Consider the following 15,798-nt stretch of genomic DNA (forward strand, 5'->3'; position numbering starts at 1 on the left):
CTCATGTCAGCCACCCCTGTGAAGGGCACCGGGCCGCCCGGTGCCGCACGCAAGGCGCCGCCCCGTAAGGGAGGCGGCGCCCTGCCGGGCTCCGTGCCCGACCCGCGCCGGCGCGCCGCGCGCCGACGGCGGCTCGTCGCCCTGATCTTCCTGCTGCCCGCGCTGCTGCTGCTCGGCGCCCTGGTCGCGTACCCGATCCTGTTCACCGTCGGCCGCAGCTTCTTCGACGCCTCGGGCACGCAGTTCGTCGGCGCGGAGAACTACGCGGAGATGTTCCGCGACCCGGCGACGCTCAAGGCGATCCGCAACAGCACCGTCTGGGTCGTGGTCGCCCCCGCGCTGCTGACCGGACTCGGCCTGGTGCTGGCCGTGCTCACCGAGAAGATCCGCTGGGCCACCGCGTTCAAGCTGGTGCTGTTCATGCCGATGGCGATCTCCTTCCTCGCCGCCGGCATCATCTTCCGCGTCGTCTACGAGCAGGACCCCCAGCGGGGCGTGCTCAACGCGGTCGCGGTCGGCGTGCACGACACCTTCGACAAGAGCACCGGCTATCCGACCGCCCGTCCCAAGGACAGCACGTTCCTGACCAAGGGCTCCGACGGCTCGTACACGACGAAGGACAAGGCCTCCCCCGGCAACACCGTGAACCTCGGCCTGGTCGGCGTTCCGCCCAAGGAGCTGCCGAAGGAGGCGAAGCCCGCCCGCAAGGCCTCGGCCGCCCCGGCGGCCGGCGGCGAGCTGCGCGGCGTGGTCTGGGTCGACTTCACGCTGGGCGGCGGCGGCAAGCCCGGCCGGGTCGACCCGGCCGAGCGCGGCCTCCCGCACATGGTCGTCGAGGCGGTCCAGGGGGACCGGGTCGCAGGCAAGGCGACCACGGCGGCCGACGGCTCGTACCGCTTCACGGGTCTGAAGGCCGGCGAGTACGCCGTACGGCTCCCGGCGGAGAACTTCGCCGAGCCGTACGGGGGCATCGAGTGGCTCGGCCCGGCCCTCATCACTCCGGCGATCATCGGCGCGTATCTGTGGATCTGGACCGGGTTCGCGATGGTGCTGATCGGCGCCGGGCTCGCAGCCATGCCCCGGGACGTCCTGGAGGCGGCGCGGATGGACGGCGCGAACGAGTGGCAGATCTTCCGCAGGATCACCGTGCCGCTGCTCGCGCCCGTACTCGGCGTGGTCTTCGTGACCCTGGTGATCAATGTGATGAAGGTCTTCGACCTCGTCTACATCATCGCCCCGGGTCCAGTGCAGCAGGACGCCAACGTGCTGGCCCTGCAAATGTGGCTGGTCTCCTTCGGCGGCGGCAACAACCAGGGCCTCGGCAGCGCCCTGGGCGTCCTCCTGCTGCTCCTGGTGGTCCCGGCCATGATCTTCAACATCCGTCGCTTCCGCAGGAGCCAGTCATGACCGCCGACGCCCCTCCCCGGACCACGCCGACGCGTCCCGCCGGGACGGCCGCGCCGAGGCGGAGCCCCGCCACCTGGCTGGCGCGGCGGGCGGGCCGCGGCCTGGTGCAGGTCTTCCTCGCGATCGTCGGACTGCTGTGGCTCACCCCGGCCTTCGGGCTCTTCATCGCCTCGCTGCGGTCGGAGGAGGACAACGCCGCCACCGGCTGGTGGACCGCCCTGACCGGGTCCGGCAGCCTCTCCTTCGACAGCTACTCGGCCCTGCTCGAGGACTCCGGCATCGTCGACGCCTTCTGGAACACGGTGTTGATCTCGGTGCCCGCGACGGCCACGGTGGTCGTCGTCGCGGCCCTGGCCGGATACGCCTTCGCGTGGCTGGAGTTCCCCGGCCGCGACTGGATCTTCCTGGTCGTGGTGGGCATGCTCGTGGTGCCCGTCCAGGTCGGGCTGCTGCCGGTGGCGAAGATGTTCGGGACGCTCGGCCTCTTCGGCACGATCCCCGGAGTGATCCTCTTCCACGTCGCGTACGGGCTGCCGTTCGCCATCTTCCTGCTCCGCAATTACTTCGCGGAGATCCCGCGCGAGATGCTGGAGGCCGCCCGGATGGACGGCGGCGGGGAGTGGCGGATCTTCGCCCGGCTGGTGCTGCCCCTGGGGCGCCCTGCGATCGCGTCCCTGGCCATCTTCCAGTTCCTGTGGGTGTGGAACGACATGCTGGTGGCCCTGATCTTCGCCGACAGCACCTCGCAGCCGCTGACCGTGGCCCTGCAGTCGCAGATGCGGCAGTTCGGCAGCAACATCGGGGTGCTGGCGCCCGGGGCCTTCCTGTCGCTGATCGTGCCGGTGGCTGTGTTCTTCGCGTTCCAACGGCACTTCGTACAGGGGGTGATGGCGGGCTCGGTGAAGTGAGGTAAGGCCCTCAGACCTCGATGAGCACCGTGAACGGGCCGTCGTTCGTGAGCGAGACCTTCATGGCCGCTCCGAACCGGCCCGTTTCCACGTGCGCGCCGAGCGCCCGCAGCTGCGCCACGACCTCGTCGACGAGCGGCTCGGCGATCTCGCCCGGAGCAGCCGCGTTCCAGGTGGGCCTGCGGCCCTTGCGGGCGTCACCGTAGAGAGTGAACTGGGAGATCACCAGCAGGGGTGCGTCCAGGTCCGAGCAGGACTTCTCGCCCTCCAGAATGCGTACCGACCAGAGCTTGCGGGCCAGCGCCGCGGCCTTCTCCCGGGTGTCCTCGTGGGTGACTCCGACCAGCACGCACAGGCCCTGACCGACGATCTCGCCCACCGTCTCCCCGTCGACGACGACGCTCGCCCCGTTCACCCTCTGCACCACAGCACGCATACGGACCATGATGCCCTGCGTCCGTCCGGGTTCTGTCGAGAGCGGTGCCGATGCACGTGCACGGCCGATAGTGGCACGATGCATCCACGCGGTGCGTACGTCGGCAACCTGACGCAGCACCGAACGAGGGGACGGATGAGGGATGACTACACCAGGCACCGGACGCGCGGCCACGACCAGCCGCCCGCCGACGCAGCGTACGGCTCCGGGGGCGCCTGCCGACGCCCCACAGCCCGACCTGCGGACGCTGCGGCTGCCCGAACTCCGGGCGCTGCGCCGCGAGTCGCAGCAGGAGGAGGCCGACCTCAGTTATGTACGGCGGTTGCTGCAGGGCCGGATCGACATCCTCAGGGCCGAGCAGGGGCGGCGGACCGCGCCGGAGTCGCCGGTGGTGGACCGGCTGCACGAGATCCTGGCGGACAGCCCCTCCCGCGGCCGGTCGGCGCGGCACGTGACGCTGGGGACCCCGCACAGTGAGAAGTACCGGCAGCTCGCCGAGGACATGCTCGCCGAGGTGCAGCTGTCGGACCTGGACTCGCGTACGGACGAGGAGTTGCTCGGCGCGATGGGGCGGCTGGTGCGCTGCGAGCAGCAGGTCTCGCGGCGGCGGCAGCAGCTGCAGCAGACGGCGGACGGCTGCAGCGCGGAGATCGCCCGCCGGTACCGGGCCGGCGAGGCCCAGGTGGACGACCTGCTGGCATGAAGCAGGGGCGCCGATAACGGCGACAGAAAATTCGAGCGACCCGCGGTCGCACCCTCGCTTAGCGTGGCGGGCATGAGCCTCGAGATCCGTACGATCACCGACGCCGAACTGCCCGACTGGCTGCGCGCCCTGGCGACCGGCTTACTGCGGGAGCCCGAGATCTCCGCCGAGGAGGTCGAGGCGCGACGCGCGGGGATGGACCTGGACCGGGCGCAGGGGGCGTTCGACGCGGGGCGCTGCGTCGGCACATACCGCAGCTTCCCGCAGCTGCTCACGGTGGTGGGCGGCGCCTCGGTGCCCGCCAACGCCGTCTGCAACGTGACGGTCTCGCCCACGCACCGCAGGCGCGGCCTGCTCAGCCGGATGATCGACACGGACCTGGCGCAGGCGAAGGAGCGCGGCGACGTCGTCTCCACGCTGATCGCCGCGGAGTACCCGATCTACGGACGGTACGGCTTCGGCCCGGCCACCTGGATCACCGAGTGGAAGGTCGACGTGGCGCGGGCGGGCCTCGACCCGCGCTGGTCGGGCCCGTACGACGGCGGCCGGGTGGACCTGGTCGACGGCGCGGACGTACGGAAGCTGGGCCCGGAGCTGCACGAGCGGCTGCGGGCGGCGCAGCACGGCGTGGTCAGCCGCAACGAGCGCTGGTGGCGGCGCGCCACCGGCGACATCCGCATCCCCTCCCAGCCGTGGACGGAGCCGTACTACGCGGTCCACCGCTCCCCGGAGGGCGGCGGGCGGATCGACGGCCTCCTGGCCTACACGGCGGACGACCGGTGGGAGGCCAAGCGGGCGCACTGCCGGGCGAGCGTCCTCGGCATGATCGCGGTGACTCCGGAGGCGGAGCGGGCGCTGTGGCACTTCCTGCTCTCGGTCGACTGGATCACCACGGTCGAGTCGGGCTACCGGGCTCCGGACGACCTCCTTCCCCTTCTCCTCCCCGACCCGCGGGCCGCGCGTCTCACGACGCACGCGGACTTCCTCTGGGTGCGCATCCTGGACGTGCCCCGCGCCCTGGAGGCCAGGACCTACCCGGTCCCGGGCTCCCTGGTGCTGGATGTCCACGACACGGCGGGGCTTGCGGGCGGGCGCTTCCGGCTGGACGCCTCGCCGGAGGGCTCCTCCTGCACCCCGACGACCGGCCCGGCCGATCTCACCCTGGCCATCGGCGACTTGGCGGCCCTGTACCTGGGCGACGAGTCGGCGGTCCGGCTGGCGTCGCTGGGCCGGGTGACGGAGGAGCGCGGCGGCGCGGCGGTCTTGGCGGACACCCTGCTGCGGACGTCCCGCCGCCCCTGGTGCCCGGACGTCTTCTGAGGTGACGGCGTTACGGAGGGAGGAACGCCGTCCAGGGATCAGCCGACCTGGGCCTTGCACTCGTCTGTGGGGGGTTCGCCCGTGGGCCAGGCGAGTTTCTCGAAGGTGATGTGCGGGGGATCCGGGTCGAGGCGGACGATGGCGACCGCCTTGTTGAAGGCGTTGCCGTCGTTGTCCAGGCAGATCCAGCCACTCGCGCCTCTGACTTTGGAGTCGCCGTGCAGACGGCGCCACGCCTCGCGTACGTCGGCGAGGTCGGGGATCCGGTCCCCCGCCACCTGGCGGTTCCGGATGCCCTCGATCATGGTCAGGGCGGCGTCGTGCGTCGTGATCGTATGGCCGTCCGCAAGGTCCGTACGGCCCATGTCGCCGACCTTCTCGTGCTCCTTCGGATCAGTGATGAAATCGCTGAGCGCGTGGAAGTCCTCGGCCGATCCGCCGGTGCTGGGCGGGACATTGGTCGTCCATGCGTCCTCGTGGGTCACCGTCGCGTATTTCACATCGATTCCCGCCCCGCGCTTGAAGCCCTGCCAGGACGACTGCAACACCGGATCGAGGGCGAGCAGGGAGCCGCCGGAGAGGGTGACCACGGTGTAGTGATGGTGCGTGCAGCCGCGGTTGCCGAGGGCCCTTATGAACTGCGCCAGTTCGGGTACGCGTCCGGAGAAGTAGACCGTTGTGGCCTGGGAGTCGCAGAGGTTGTTCACCATCTGCTTGAAGTCGTTGGGGAGCACATTCGACGAATCGAACTGCTCCGGCGCGTACGGCGTTTTCGCTCCCTTGCTCTCCGTCGTCTCCGCGCGGAAGGCTTCGCGTACCGATTTGGCGTAGAGGTCGTCCGACTTGATGTCCTCGACGAGGAAGGTCTCCTGCGGTGTCACGTCCAGATACCTGGTGAGGGCCTCGGCCTGGTCCCGGTCGGGCGGGATGACTTTCGCGAGGCCCGGCAGGTTGCCGGGGTCTATGCCCTCGGACGTGATGGGCCCGCCGACGACGGGGATCCCCTTCGTCTGCGTCAGGTAGGTGATGGTGTCCAGAGTCGAGTCGACGCTCCGGTTGAACCCGAAGACGCCGCGCAGCCTCTCGCCCCCGGAGGCCATGTCCGCGAGCTGGTCGGCGACCTCTTTTCCGCGCTTGTTGTCGTGGCCGGGGTTGGCGAGCACCAGACGGATCGGCGGGCTGTCCTTGTCCACGTGATTCGCCCGCCACTGGGCGAGATACGCGCCCTGCACTTCCCGCAGGGCCCGTTCCTTCTCGACGTCGTTGTTCTCGTGCGGCAACGGAATCATCAGAGCGATGGTCGCGTACGCCGTGTCGCCGTCCTCGACCCGGTCGTTCTCGTCCTTGATCCGGTCGGAGACCGGCTCGAGTTCGTCGAAGAAGGGGTAACTGCCGTCCGTGACACCGGTGCATTCGCTGTCACCGCCGCGCCGTTCGACACCTGTCGCGCAGGAGGTGTCGAACGGAATGGAAAGGAGATAGCCGGCGGGCGGGCCGAGGAGGACCACCGCAAGGGCGTAGTGCAGCAGGCGGACGAGCGGCGGCTTGGCTCTGTGCCAGTGCCACAGGTTGCCCAGCAGACGGGCCATCGACACCCTCCTCAGGTGACCGGGAGTTCAGGGGCCTGCGTTCCCGCCAGAAGCGCGTCGATCCAGCCGCCTGTGGCGAGGGCGTCGACGTACGCGTTGTGCACATCGCTGCGCCGGGCATCCCGGCGGGAACGCTCCTCGTAATCCGAATTGAGCGTCATCAGGCCCGTCTCCAGCCGTCGGAGAGCGGGGTCCCGATATCCCGACGGCCGCTCGGCCGAGGGGTCGGACAGCCGCCACGTCACGCCGAGCACCTGGCGGATCGCGCTGTGCACGCCCCGCGGGTCCCCGTCCGTGCAGCCGGGGCACGGCGGCGGTTCGCCGGGCGCCGCGGTATGGGCCCGGTGGGGTTGGTACGGAGGGAAGCCGCCACGCGGGCGGGGCGCGGCGGCGAGGAAGTTCACCGTGCGCAGCCATGCGCGCGGCTCGGCCTCCAGATAGTGGTGATGCAGGGCGCGTACGACGAGGCTGTCCAGCTGGCCCAGGGCCAGGGCGTGGTGCAGATGGTGCGGACTGTGCCCGACCGAATCGGCGGGCAGATCACGGCCGTTGTAGTGGTTGGCAAGGCGCCGGTGACCCAGGGACCACCGCTGCCCGTCCCCGTCCTCCCGCAGCACATGCAGCAGTACGGCGCGCATCCCCCGATCGGTGATCAGCGGTGTGGCGCCGTCGGATGTGGGCCACGGGTGGTGGTTCCAGAGCTTCCGCGACAGGGCGTTGTCCACCAGGTGCCGCACATGCAGCGCCGCTGACCAGCCGTCCGGCCGCGACGGCAGCCGGTGCGCGAGGGACGCGGCTGCGTCCTCGTCGAGCGCGGGCGCCAGATCGAGCAGCTGATTCCGTACGGTCGCGTCCGGCAGCAGCTGCTCCAGCAGCAGTTCGGCCACGGGACGCTCGTGCCCGGCCTCCTCCGCCTCTCCTGGCCGGCCATCCGGCGCGGCCAGCGGGAGGTCGAGGAGGTCCAGACAGTCGAACGGGCCGTGGGTGCGCAGCCGTTGCCTGGACGCCTCCGCCAGCAGCAGGGCATTGCCCGTACGGCCGCCACTGAGCCGGGCGATGATCTCGGGCAGGGCGGCCGGATAGTCGTGGCCGTCCAGCATGGGCCGGATCTCGTCCGACGTGAGGGAAGGGATCCTGAGCCGTAACAGCCACGCGGCGGGAGGGCGGAGCTCGGGCTTCGTCCAGGGCTCCGTCCGGGTGGCGGGCATCAGCTCGCTGCCGTGTCCTGCGTCGGTGCCACGCCCCCGGGAGGTGGCGATCACCACGGGGCGCAGCGGGCGGCCCGCCCACCGCCGCCGCTGCTTGAGCTGGGCGTACTGCTCGACGAAGGGGGTGAGGAAGCGCTTGCCGAGGTCGTCGTCCACATCGTCGAGCAGGATGAGCGGCGGGTGCGTGGTCTGGCGTGCCCAGGTGCCGTACGCATCGTCGATGTCCGCGAGCAGCGCGCCGATCAGATGGGACTCCACCTCCGTACGGCCGGCGCCGCGGCGCCGGAACTGCCGTACGAGCCCGAAGAGGCCCTTCACCGGGTCGTCACGCCCCAGCCGGTCGCGCCACCAGTCCAGTGGGGTGCTGCCCCTGCGGCCCAGCAGCGTCTCCAGTGCGGCATCGAGAACGCCCGCCAGGCCGGGCACCTGCGGCAGCAGGCCGCCGACGACGCCGTTCACCGCCTTCCCCCAGCGGTGGATGGCCGCGTCGCGCGCGGCGGCGGGTGCGGGGTGCTGGTCCAGCAGCTCGCGCAGCTCGTTCTCGGCCTCCACGAGCTCGGCGGGCGGCACCACCGGCCCCCGCCCCGGCCCTTGCCCTTGGCCTTGGCCTTGAGGACCCCCCTGGCCGTCGGGGCGCCAGGCCGCGATCACCATCAGGGCCGGCGAGAGCCGGGAGAAGCGCAGTCTGGGCTTGTACTTGGCGGGGATGTTCGCCAGCTCGTGCGAGAGCGTGAAGAGAATGTTGGTGACCGGCGACGCGTTCACCGCATCGAGCCGCTCCCGGTCCTCCGGGCTGTCGGCGGAATACGGGCTCCCGGCGAGCTCGACGAAGGCGGTGGGGACGAGAGTGCGGTATCCCGTACGCAGGACCTTCAGCAGTGCGGACTTCCCGGTCGCCCGGCCGCCGATGATCTCGACGACGGGATCGCCGTCGTGGAATGCCGAGGCCTGCCAGTCTCCGCCGCCGAGCGGCATATGCAGCATCGGTGGAACCAGGCGCTCGACCACCCCATCGAGGTTGTGCAGAGTCATCCCGCCCCCGTTCCCCCGTCTTCCCCACCTACCGAGCGCGCACGACCACTCCCACTGAGTAAGGGAGGCTAGAGCGCCTCTGGGGAGGGCGGCAACGAGCTTGCCCGTTCCGGTGCTTCACAATTCGGCATCGGCCGCGGGGGTCCGCCGGGGGTATCAGTTCCCCGTCAGGCCAATTACGTACGGTCATTGCGCAGTTGTAGGGTGTCAACGTGCCGGATGGCCAGGGTTCGAGGGAAGCCAAGTTCCAGCATGTCGCGGACGTGCTGCGGATGGAGATCGACGACGGCACATACGGGTACGGGCAGCGCATCCCCACCCAGCGCGAGCTCGCCGAACGCTTCGGGGTCTCCCGTGACACGGTCCGCCGCGCGCTGCTGGACCTGCAGAACGAGGGCTGGATCGAGTCCAGGCAGGGGAGCGGCGCCGTCATCGCGCGCGGGCCGCACCATCCGGCCGCAGCATCACCGATGGTGCATCTGAAGCAGTACATGGATCGGGCCTTCGAGGCGTCCGAGGTCACCCTCGACCTGATGACCGTGTCCGCCGAGTCGATGGACGCGCATATTCGCGCCCAGACGCTCCGCATCCATAGCGAAGAAATCAAGCCACAGAGCATTGCGGTCCGGTTGTTGTTGCCGAGCACCGACATCAACCTGGCCCTGCCGCGCTCCGTCGCCGACCCGGACGACGAGCGGCCGCGCGACCGGCATCGCATGCTGACGAGGCGGCACGCCGGGGCACTGCGCGACGCGATCCTCGAGCTGCGCAACCTCGAGTTGGTGGAGGACGTGTCGGTCGAGATCAGGACCATGCCCCTGACCCCGATCACGAAGCTCTGCATCGTCAACCGTCGCCATGCGCTCTTCGGTATGTACCGCGTGGTCAAGCGGCCGGTGGATGTGAGAGCCACGGCCGTCCCCGAGCAGACGGAGAAGCTGGAGATCTTCGACGTCATGGGTCTGGGAGCGGCGCTCTTCCCTTTCACCGGGAGCGGCACGGAGGCGACACAGGAGTCGACCTTCGTGGACCAGGCTCAGAGGTGGTTCGACTCGCTCTGGGACAACCTGGCCCACGAAGCAACCTTTGGTCACTGAACCAGCAGCATCGCGAGCACGACGGCCCCGATGCAGCTGCACGTGACGTTCTTCGCCTTCACCCCGACGGCCAGCATCGTGAGCCCGATGATGCCCATGGCGCCGAAGCGCCACTGCACGATCTGCTCGAATCCGATGACGACGACGGCGAGAAGGAGGGCGACGACGGGCGCGAGCTGGGTTTCGTGCATGGTGATCCCCCCTGGGGCTGGAGGTGCGGCCCGGCGGCTGCACGGACTGGACGGGGCCTGCTGAGGTACGCCCGTGCACCGTCGGACGGGCAGCAGTGGCGATCGGCTCGAGATGACCAACTTGCAAGAAGTCCCGCCATCTCCATCGAAGTTGGCGACCAACTCCCAGTAGTTTGTGCCCTGTTGGCTCGTACCAGAAACAAGTGACCAACAACTGCCGCTAGATGGCCGGATAGTTGTAACGTTTGCATGTGAGCCAAGAGAGCACGGGCCTCAATGGTCAGCGCCTGCCCCACCTGCAAGTGGCCGAGGCGCTGCGGGCGCGGATTCGCTCCGGTGAACTGCGCCCGGGCAGCCGTATGCCAACTCAGGCGAAGTTGGCAGACGAGTTCGGCGTGGAACGCAGCGTGATCCGCCTGGCCCTGCGGGTTCTCCAGGACGAGAAGCTGCTGACCAACGTCTCCAGGGGCAGCCCGGCCACCGTCGCCGAGCCGCACTCCGGCCGGAACGGCCCCGCGGAACAGCCCCAGCTGGCCACGGTCGCCCTCGCCCCGCGCATGGCCGAGGCGTTCGCCGTCCCGCATGTGCAGATCGACGCCCTCTGCCTGACCGCCGAAACCCTCTCCATGGCCCTCATCGAGGCGATCCGGCAGATCCACGCCGGTCTGGTCAAGCCGGAGAGGGTGGACGTACGCGTGCTGCTGCCCAGCCGCGAGATCAATCTCGCCTTCCCCACGCCGGTCGAGGATCACAGCGGTGACGACAGGCTGCACAGGCGCTGGCTCAGACAGCGCAACCTCCAGGGGCAGGTGCTGGCCAACTTCCTGGGCTCGCTGCGCGAACCGCCCTACGAGATCGACGTGCACGTGACCTTCCGTGCCCTGCCGTTCACCCCGCCCGTGAAGATGTACATACTCAACAACGAGGAGGTGCTCTTCGGTTACTACATGATCATGCAGCGTCTGGAGGAGATCGAGCACGAGCGCGTCGAGATGTTCGACGCATTCGGCACGCAGTCGATGGTGTTCCCATTCCTCAAGGGCGACGAGGGAACACGGGACACCACATTTGTGGAGCAGACGCAAATGTGGTTCAACGCCCTCTGGGAAACCATTACTTCAGACCTGACACTCACTGAATGACGCCGGACGCAACACGATCGGAACTGACTCTGGACGACACCCTTCGGCTCAGGAAGCTGATCGGTGATGCCCGATGCGTGCTCTTCGACTTCGATGGGCCCATTTGCCGACTCTTCGCAGGACACCCGTCGGCCGGCATCGCCCAGCGGATCAAGCACTGGCTCGCGGAGCAGGGGCACGCCGTGCTCCTGAAAGGCTTGAAGGATACGAGCAGGGACCCTCAGGACGTACTCAAAGTTGTAGGCAAGGCCCACCCGGGCAGCGAGTTGGTCATGGAGCTGGAACGGAAGCTCACCGAGGAGGAGGAGCACGCCACGGTCAGCGCACGGCCGACCCCGTATGCCGACCCACTGATAAGGACGCTCGTGGCGATCGAACGGAAGTTGGCCGTCACCACCAACAACTCGGCCACCGCTGCCGCTCGGTACCTGGGCCTCCGCGACCTGACAAGCTGCTTCGGCCCACACATATACGGCCGTACCGCCGACCCGGCGCTCCTCAAGCCCGACCCCTACTGCCTCGAACGGGCCCTCGACTCCCTGGGGTACCCCCCGCACGAGTCTCTGATGATCGGAGACACCCTGGCGGACGCCAGGGCGGCACGGCGCGCCAGCGCACCGTTCCTCGGATACGCCCACGACGAGCTCCGCGCGGATGACCTCTACGCCGAGGGCGCCTCGCTGGTCGTCGACTCGCTCGAGTACGTACTGGAGGCCGCCAGGGCCGAGACCCCGCACCGGCACTGACCAACGCCCGTACGCCTTCTGCTCGTCAAATGCCCAACTGATCTCCGTAACAGGTCTAGGCTGTCCGGACCCATCAGTATCCCCAGCCCCTGCCACCCCCGAGAGCCCCTATCGATGACAGCCACGGCGCCATCTCCTCGCGCCCCGCGGAACGCCACCTGGGTGACGGCGGACGAGGAAGTGGAAGGCCCTTTCCCGGGCTACCACCACGAGACATACGCAGTCCCCCTTCCCCCGGTCAGTCCGTTGAAGGGCGACTTCGAGCGCGCAAAGCTCCGTGAGCCCCGCCCCGGTCTCCTGTGGTTCGACCGTCGCTGTTTCGAGGACGAGAACACGCTGCTCGTCGCCCTCGCCGACCGGGTCGACCGCATTCCCGTCGTCGACGAGAGCCAGGACTTTCCGATCCTCGGCTTCATCGAAGGCGAGACGCTCGGGACGCAGTACCCAGCCGGCAGGGAAATCCCGGGCGAGTTCCTGAAACAACTGGGCAGCCTCTTCGCGCAGCTGGTCGCCATCAAACCCGGCGACGTGGAGGTCGAGCGCAACTGCAGGGAGCGGGACCGGCCCAAGGACCGCGACACCACCGGATTCCTGCGCAGGCTGATCCACTTCACCGAGCACCGGGTGGTCCGCGGCCACGGCAAGCAGTACGGCGGGCTCTTTTCGGCGCTCGGTGTCCCGAAGGGCAGCCTGAAGAGACTGTCCAAGAGAGCGGCCGGCCTCGCCGAGCGTCCGTTCTGCCTGATCCATGGGGACTTGCACCGCGAGAACTTCATCATCGACACCCATGACCAGCTGTGGACCATCGACTGGGAGCTGGCGATGATCGGCGATCCGGTGTACGACCTGGCCACCCATCTCCACCTGATGAACTACCCCGCCGAGCAGGAAGAGGAGGCCATCGCCTGCTGGCAGCAGGCCGTCGAGGCCAGTCGCCCGGAGTGCCTCACCGGCTGGGAGCGCGACCTACCCGTCTACCGGGACTACAAGCGAGTCCAGTCCGTGTACACGGACGTCATCCGCGCCGCGCTGACGCTCGGCGACGATCCCTCCCCCGCGGACTGCGATGTGGTCGCCGAGCGAATCGGGCCCGTCCTCGCCCGGGCGGAGACAGCCCTCGGCATGCCGCACCCGCCCGGTGTACCGGAAGTCGCGAAGATCTTCGGGGCCTGGTCTCGTACCCGGCCGCCTGGTCAGCCCACCGGATCGACCGGATTCACCGGACCCACCGGACCCGCCGGACCCGCCGGATCGACGAGTGCCGCCGAAGGCGGCAGCACCGGCACGGTCGCCTCCAGCACCACATCCAGCGCGCGCTCCGCATCCGACGCGTAAAGGTGGCTGAACCACGCCATCTTGGCCTCCACCACCGCCCACCGGCCCTCCCCACCCCCGCCCGAGGCCGTGATCCGACCCACGTCCAGCACGCAGGCGCGCGGCAGCGTGTGCCCGCACGAGGCCAGCAGATCGCGGGCGAAGTCCAGGACGTCCTCGCGCTCCGGGCAGGACGCAATAGGGGCCGGGTCGAGACGGCCGTACGTGGCGTAGCGGCTGCCGGTGCGGATGTCGCCGTCCAGGACGAAGAGCCGGAACTCCGCGGCGAAGTCGACGATCTCGCTCACCTGTACCGGGGTGGTGCCCGGGAGGTCCGCGGGGAGGCGCGTCCCGGACGGGTAGACATCGGCCGCGAACGTCTTGTCCACCGGCGGCTTCGCGAAGAAGGGGTGCCGCAGCTCGCGGGCGGAGGCGAGCGGGAGCTCACGGACCGTACGGCCGGTGAAGCGGTACGGCAGGCCGGTCAGCCAGTGCGGGGAGGGCTCGAGGAGGGACACCCCGAGCTGCGGAGCCACGGCGGCGGCGAACAGCGGCCCGCCGTAGAGGTGCACGGGCCGCACCCCGCGCAGCCGCTCCGGGACCGTGCGGTGCGTCGGCAGCTGCTCGACGGCCATTCCGCGGTCCTCCGCGACCTGGGCGAGCAGCGCGCCGGTGGCGGTGTACTGAGGGGTGAGGACCAGCAGTCCGGGGACGTGGGGATGCATCACGGGTCTCACACCAGGCCCGGGTACGGGGCCGGGCAGGTCGACATCGCGAAGCCCGGCGGGGCTGCGCGAGCGCTCGGATCTGCCGTCATGTGCGGATCCTATGCAGCTGCCCGCGCCCGCTCCCAGGGGGTTCCGAGGGGTGGGCGGAGCGCTCGTACGGGGGGCTCGGCGCGGGCCCGATCGTGAACTCCCGGCGCCCGCCGGGCGTCTGTGCGTGACGCTCCGGAAGCGGCGGAAGAACGCCCCACGGGTGACGTGAACGGCGACGGCCGGACGGACGTCCTCGCCAGGGCCTCGGACGGGACGCTCTGCCTCTACCCGGGCACGGGCAAGGCGTCGGCGGACCTCTTCTCCGCCCGCGTGAGCCTGGGCACCGGATTCAGCCAATACCCCTTGCTGTTCTAGCTCTTCGGGCCGAGTGCGTGCCCCGTAGTGGCGTCGACGTGGTCGGGGATCGGGTCATGCCGGTCCCCGACCGTCGGTGTGCCAGTTGGCTCGAACAGCAGGATCGAGGCACCCGCTGCGGACGACGGCTTGTGCTCGGTCCCGCGCGGGACGACGAACACCGCGCCGCGCGCCGGCGTCACGACACGTTCAGCGGCTCCCTCCGCCCCGCCGTCACGCAGGGCGATGTCCAGTTCACCATCGATGACCAGGAAGAACTCGTCTGTGTCGGCGTGGACGTGCCAGACGTGTTCGCCCGCAACCTTGGCGATCCGTACGTCGTAGTCGTTCACCCGGGTCACGATGCGCGGGCTCCACAGGGCGTCGAAGGTGGCCAGCGCGGCCCGCAGGTCAATGGGTTCAGTCAGTTCAGCCGGTTCAGTCGGCTCAGTCGGTTGGTTACTCACCCGACCATCGTCGGCCGTGACGACAGGCCTCCGCGAGTGCTACGAATCGCATATGGCGCATGGATCCTCGCACACCACAACCACCACGACGACCGGCCGTCCGCACCGGGTGGCGGTGATCGTCGACGAGGGGTCGAACCCGTTCGAGCTGGGGGTCGCGACGGAGCTGTTCGGGCTGCGCCGCCCCGAGCTCGACCGCCCCTGGTACGAATTCACGCTCTGCTCCGCCGCCCCCGCCCTCTCCATGCACGCCGGGCTGTTCACGCTGTCGGGCGTCGCGGAACTCGACGCCGCCGACAAAGCCGACACCGTGATCGTGCCCAACCGGCCCGATCCCGGGACCGACCCGGCCCCGCCCGTGCTGGACGCCATCCGTCGGAGCGCGGCGCGCGGCGCGCGCCTCGTGAGCTTCTGCACCGGCGCCTTCACCCTGGCCGCGGCCGGCGTCCTCGACGGGCGGCGGGCCACCACGCACTGGCGCTGGGCGGAGTCGTTCGCCGCCCGCTACCCCAAGGTCCGGCTCGAACCGGACGTCCTGTTCGTGGACGACGGCGACGTGCTGACCGCCGCGGGCAGCGCGGCCGCACTGGACCTCGGCCTGCACCTGATCCGCCGCGACCACGGCGCCGAGGTGGCCAACGCGGTGAGCCGGCGCCTGGTGTTCGCGGCCCACCGGGACGGCGGCCAGCGGCAGTTCGTCGAACGGCCCGTCCCCGCCGTACCGGACGCCTCGCTGGCGCCCGTACTCGCGTGGGCACAGCAGCAGCTCGACCAGCCGCTGACCGTCGCGGACCTGGCCCGGCGCGCGGCGGTGAGCCCCGCCACCCTGCACCGCAGGTTCCGCGCCGAGCTGGGCACCACGCCCCTGGCCTGGCTCACGGCGGAACGGGTGACCCTGGCCTGCCGCCTGATCGAGCGCGGCGAACTCCGGCCCGGCACGGTGGCCCGGCTCAGCGGCCTCGGCACGGCCTCGAACCTCCGCACCCAACTCCGCCGCCGCACCGGCCTCACCCCGGCGTCCTATCTCCGCCGCTTCGGCCCGTCCCCGGACGGCCCCGAGTCGAGTGGGAAAGTCGGGAAAGTGACCGGCTGACGCCCCTGAGACACCTGGGAAGACCTGGTGATC

The 15,798-nt window shown here is 69.9% G+C and carries 15 protein-coding genes and 1 pseudogene; 10 read left to right on the plus strand and 6 right to left on the minus strand.

Annotation, left to right across the window (positions count from 1 at the left end; genetic code table 11):
• The first annotated feature begins 3 nt into the window (after window positions 1–3).
• Both ACTWQC_RS25820 and ACTWQC_RS25825 read left to right on the plus strand, forming a co-directional pair.
• Window positions 4–1,407 carry an ABC transporter permease subunit gene (locus ACTWQC_RS25820; protein ID WP_443318184.1) on the plus strand — a complete coding sequence of 468 codons (1,404 nt, stop codon included), beginning with the start codon at window positions 4–6 and terminating at the stop codon, window positions 1,405–1,407.
• Complete coding sequence (locus tag ACTWQC_RS25825; protein ID WP_443318185.1) at window positions 1,404–2,315, plus strand: carbohydrate ABC transporter permease; 912 nt, start codon at window positions 1,404–1,406, stop codon at window positions 2,313–2,315. Before ACTWQC_RS25820 ends, ACTWQC_RS25825 begins: the two co-directional genes overlap by 4 nt.
• Window positions 2,316–2,325: 10 nt before the next feature.
• Here the strand turns inward: ACTWQC_RS25825 and dtd are convergent, their stop codons facing one another.
• A complete protein-coding gene (dtd, locus tag ACTWQC_RS25830; RefSeq protein WP_443318186.1) occupies window positions 2,326–2,751 on the minus strand; it encodes a D-aminoacyl-tRNA deacylase in 426 nt (141 codons plus the stop codon).
• Between the two features lie 142 nt (window positions 2,752–2,893).
• Here dtd and ACTWQC_RS25835 point away from each other — a divergent pair, with 142 nt between their 5' ends.
• Together ACTWQC_RS25835 and ACTWQC_RS25840 are read left to right on the plus strand one after the other, a co-directional pair.
• The gene (locus ACTWQC_RS25835) at window positions 2,894–3,454 is read left to right on the plus strand and encodes an RsiG family protein (RefSeq protein ID WP_443318187.1); all 561 of its coding nucleotides are present in this window, start codon (window positions 2,894–2,896) and stop codon (window positions 3,452–3,454) included.
• Window positions 3,455–3,526: 72 nt separating this feature from the next.
• Window positions 3,527–4,774: a GNAT family N-acetyltransferase gene (locus tag ACTWQC_RS25840; RefSeq protein WP_443318188.1), complete on the plus strand. Its 1,248-nt coding sequence runs from the start codon at window positions 3,527–3,529 to the stop codon at window positions 4,772–4,774.
• Window positions 4,775–4,812: 38 nt separating this feature from the next.
• Here ACTWQC_RS25840 and ACTWQC_RS25845 read toward each other — a convergent pair whose 3' ends face one another.
• A complete protein-coding gene (locus ACTWQC_RS25845) occupies window positions 4,813–6,363 on the minus strand; it encodes a hypothetical protein (RefSeq protein ID WP_443318189.1) in 1,551 nt (516 codons plus the stop codon).
• 11 nt (window positions 6,364–6,374) lie between these two features.
• Window positions 6,375–8,603, minus strand: coding sequence for a hypothetical protein (locus ACTWQC_RS25850; protein WP_443318190.1), 2,229 nt, complete (start codon window positions 8,601–8,603; stop codon window positions 6,375–6,377).
• A gap of 212 nt (window positions 8,604–8,815) precedes the next feature.
• Here ACTWQC_RS25850 and ACTWQC_RS25855 point away from each other — a divergent pair, with 212 nt between their 5' ends.
• On the plus strand, window positions 8,816–9,700 hold the full coding sequence (locus tag ACTWQC_RS25855) for a winged helix-turn-helix domain-containing protein (protein WP_443318191.1): 885 nt from the start codon (window positions 8,816–8,818) through the stop codon (window positions 9,698–9,700).
• On the opposite strand, the gene ACTWQC_RS25860 is transcribed toward ACTWQC_RS25855, so the two are convergent.
• A complete protein-coding gene (locus tag ACTWQC_RS25860) occupies window positions 9,694–9,891 on the minus strand; it encodes a hypothetical protein (RefSeq protein ID WP_443318192.1) in 198 nt (65 codons plus the stop codon). The genes ACTWQC_RS25855 and ACTWQC_RS25860 overlap by 7 nt on opposite strands.
• Window positions 9,892–10,142: 251 nt before the next feature.
• On the opposite strand from ACTWQC_RS25860, the gene ACTWQC_RS25865 reads away from it, so the two are divergent.
• From ACTWQC_RS25865 to ACTWQC_RS25875, 3 genes and pseudogenes are all read left to right on the plus strand, one after another.
• Window positions 10,143–11,033 (plus strand): GntR family transcriptional regulator, encoded by an 891-nt coding sequence (locus tag ACTWQC_RS25865; protein ID WP_443318193.1) that lies wholly within the window; start codon window positions 10,143–10,145, stop codon window positions 11,031–11,033.
• Window positions 11,030–11,779, plus strand: coding sequence for an HAD family hydrolase (locus ACTWQC_RS25870; protein WP_443318194.1), 750 nt, complete (start codon window positions 11,030–11,032; stop codon window positions 11,777–11,779). Before ACTWQC_RS25865 ends, ACTWQC_RS25870 begins: the two co-directional genes overlap by 4 nt.
• Before the next feature lie 114 nt (window positions 11,780–11,893).
• Window positions 11,894–12,685: pseudogene (locus tag ACTWQC_RS25875) on the plus strand (phosphotransferase); the annotation flags it as partial.
• Window positions 12,686–12,972: 287 nt separating this feature from the next.
• On the opposite strand, the gene ACTWQC_RS25880 reads toward ACTWQC_RS25875, so the two are convergent.
• Entirely contained in the window at window positions 12,973–13,818 is an 846-nt protein-coding gene (locus ACTWQC_RS25880) for an ATP-grasp domain-containing protein (protein WP_443318236.1), read from the minus strand.
• A gap of 258 nt (window positions 13,819–14,076) precedes the next feature.
• Here ACTWQC_RS25880 and ACTWQC_RS25885 point away from each other — a divergent pair, with 258 nt between their 5' ends.
• Window positions 14,077–14,226, plus strand: coding sequence for a hypothetical protein (locus ACTWQC_RS25885; protein WP_443318195.1), 150 nt, complete (start codon window positions 14,077–14,079; stop codon window positions 14,224–14,226).
• Here ACTWQC_RS25885 and ACTWQC_RS25890 read toward each other — a convergent pair.
• Window positions 14,223–14,672, minus strand: coding sequence for a cupin domain-containing protein (locus ACTWQC_RS25890; RefSeq protein WP_443318196.1), 450 nt, complete (start codon window positions 14,670–14,672; stop codon window positions 14,223–14,225). The genes ACTWQC_RS25885 and ACTWQC_RS25890 overlap by 4 nt on opposite strands.
• A 52-nt stretch (window positions 14,673–14,724) precedes the next feature.
• Here ACTWQC_RS25890 and ACTWQC_RS25895 point away from each other — a divergent pair, with 52 nt between their 5' ends.
• Complete coding sequence (locus ACTWQC_RS25895) at window positions 14,725–15,765, plus strand: helix-turn-helix domain-containing protein (RefSeq protein ID WP_443318197.1); 1,041 nt, start codon at window positions 14,725–14,727, stop codon at window positions 15,763–15,765.
• The last annotated feature ends 33 nt before the right edge of the window (window positions 15,766–15,798 follow it).

Source organism: Streptomyces sp. 8N616, from assembly GCF_052246385.1.
In the GTDB taxonomy this organism is placed as follows: Bacteria; Actinomycetota; Actinomycetes; order Streptomycetales; family Streptomycetaceae; genus Streptomyces.

Coding starts and splice junctions, on each gene's coding strand:
- ACTWQC_RS25840 (WP_443318188.1), top strand. CDS start 3,527: ATGAGCCTCGAGATCCGTACGATCACCGACGCCGAACTGCCCGACTGG.
- ACTWQC_RS25850 (WP_443318190.1), bottom strand. CDS start 8,603: ATGACTCTGCACAACCTCGATGGGGTGGTCGAGCGCCTGGTTCCACCG.
- ACTWQC_RS25845 (WP_443318189.1), bottom strand. CDS start 6,363: ATGGCCCGTCTGCTGGGCAACCTGTGGCACTGGCACAGAGCCAAGCCG.
- ACTWQC_RS25860 (WP_443318192.1), bottom strand. CDS start 9,891: ATGCACGAAACCCAGCTCGCGCCCGTCGTCGCCCTCCTTCTCGCCGTC.
- ACTWQC_RS25880 (WP_443318236.1), bottom strand. CDS start 13,818: ATGCATCCCCACGTCCCCGGACTGCTGGTCCTCACCCCTCAGTACACC.
- dtd (WP_443318186.1), bottom strand. CDS start 2,751: ATGCGTGCTGTGGTGCAGAGGGTGAACGGGGCGAGCGTCGTCGTCGAC.
- ACTWQC_RS25825 (WP_443318185.1), top strand. CDS start 1,404: ATGACCGCCGACGCCCCTCCCCGGACCACGCCGACGCGTCCCGCCGGG.
- ACTWQC_RS25835 (WP_443318187.1), top strand. CDS start 2,894: ATGACTACACCAGGCACCGGACGCGCGGCCACGACCAGCCGCCCGCCG.
- ACTWQC_RS25870 (WP_443318194.1), top strand. CDS start 11,030: ATGACGCCGGACGCAACACGATCGGAACTGACTCTGGACGACACCCTT.
- ACTWQC_RS25895 (WP_443318197.1), top strand. CDS start 14,725: ATGGCGCATGGATCCTCGCACACCACAACCACCACGACGACCGGCCGT.
- ACTWQC_RS25820 (WP_443318184.1), top strand. CDS start 4: ATGTCAGCCACCCCTGTGAAGGGCACCGGGCCGCCCGGTGCCGCACGC.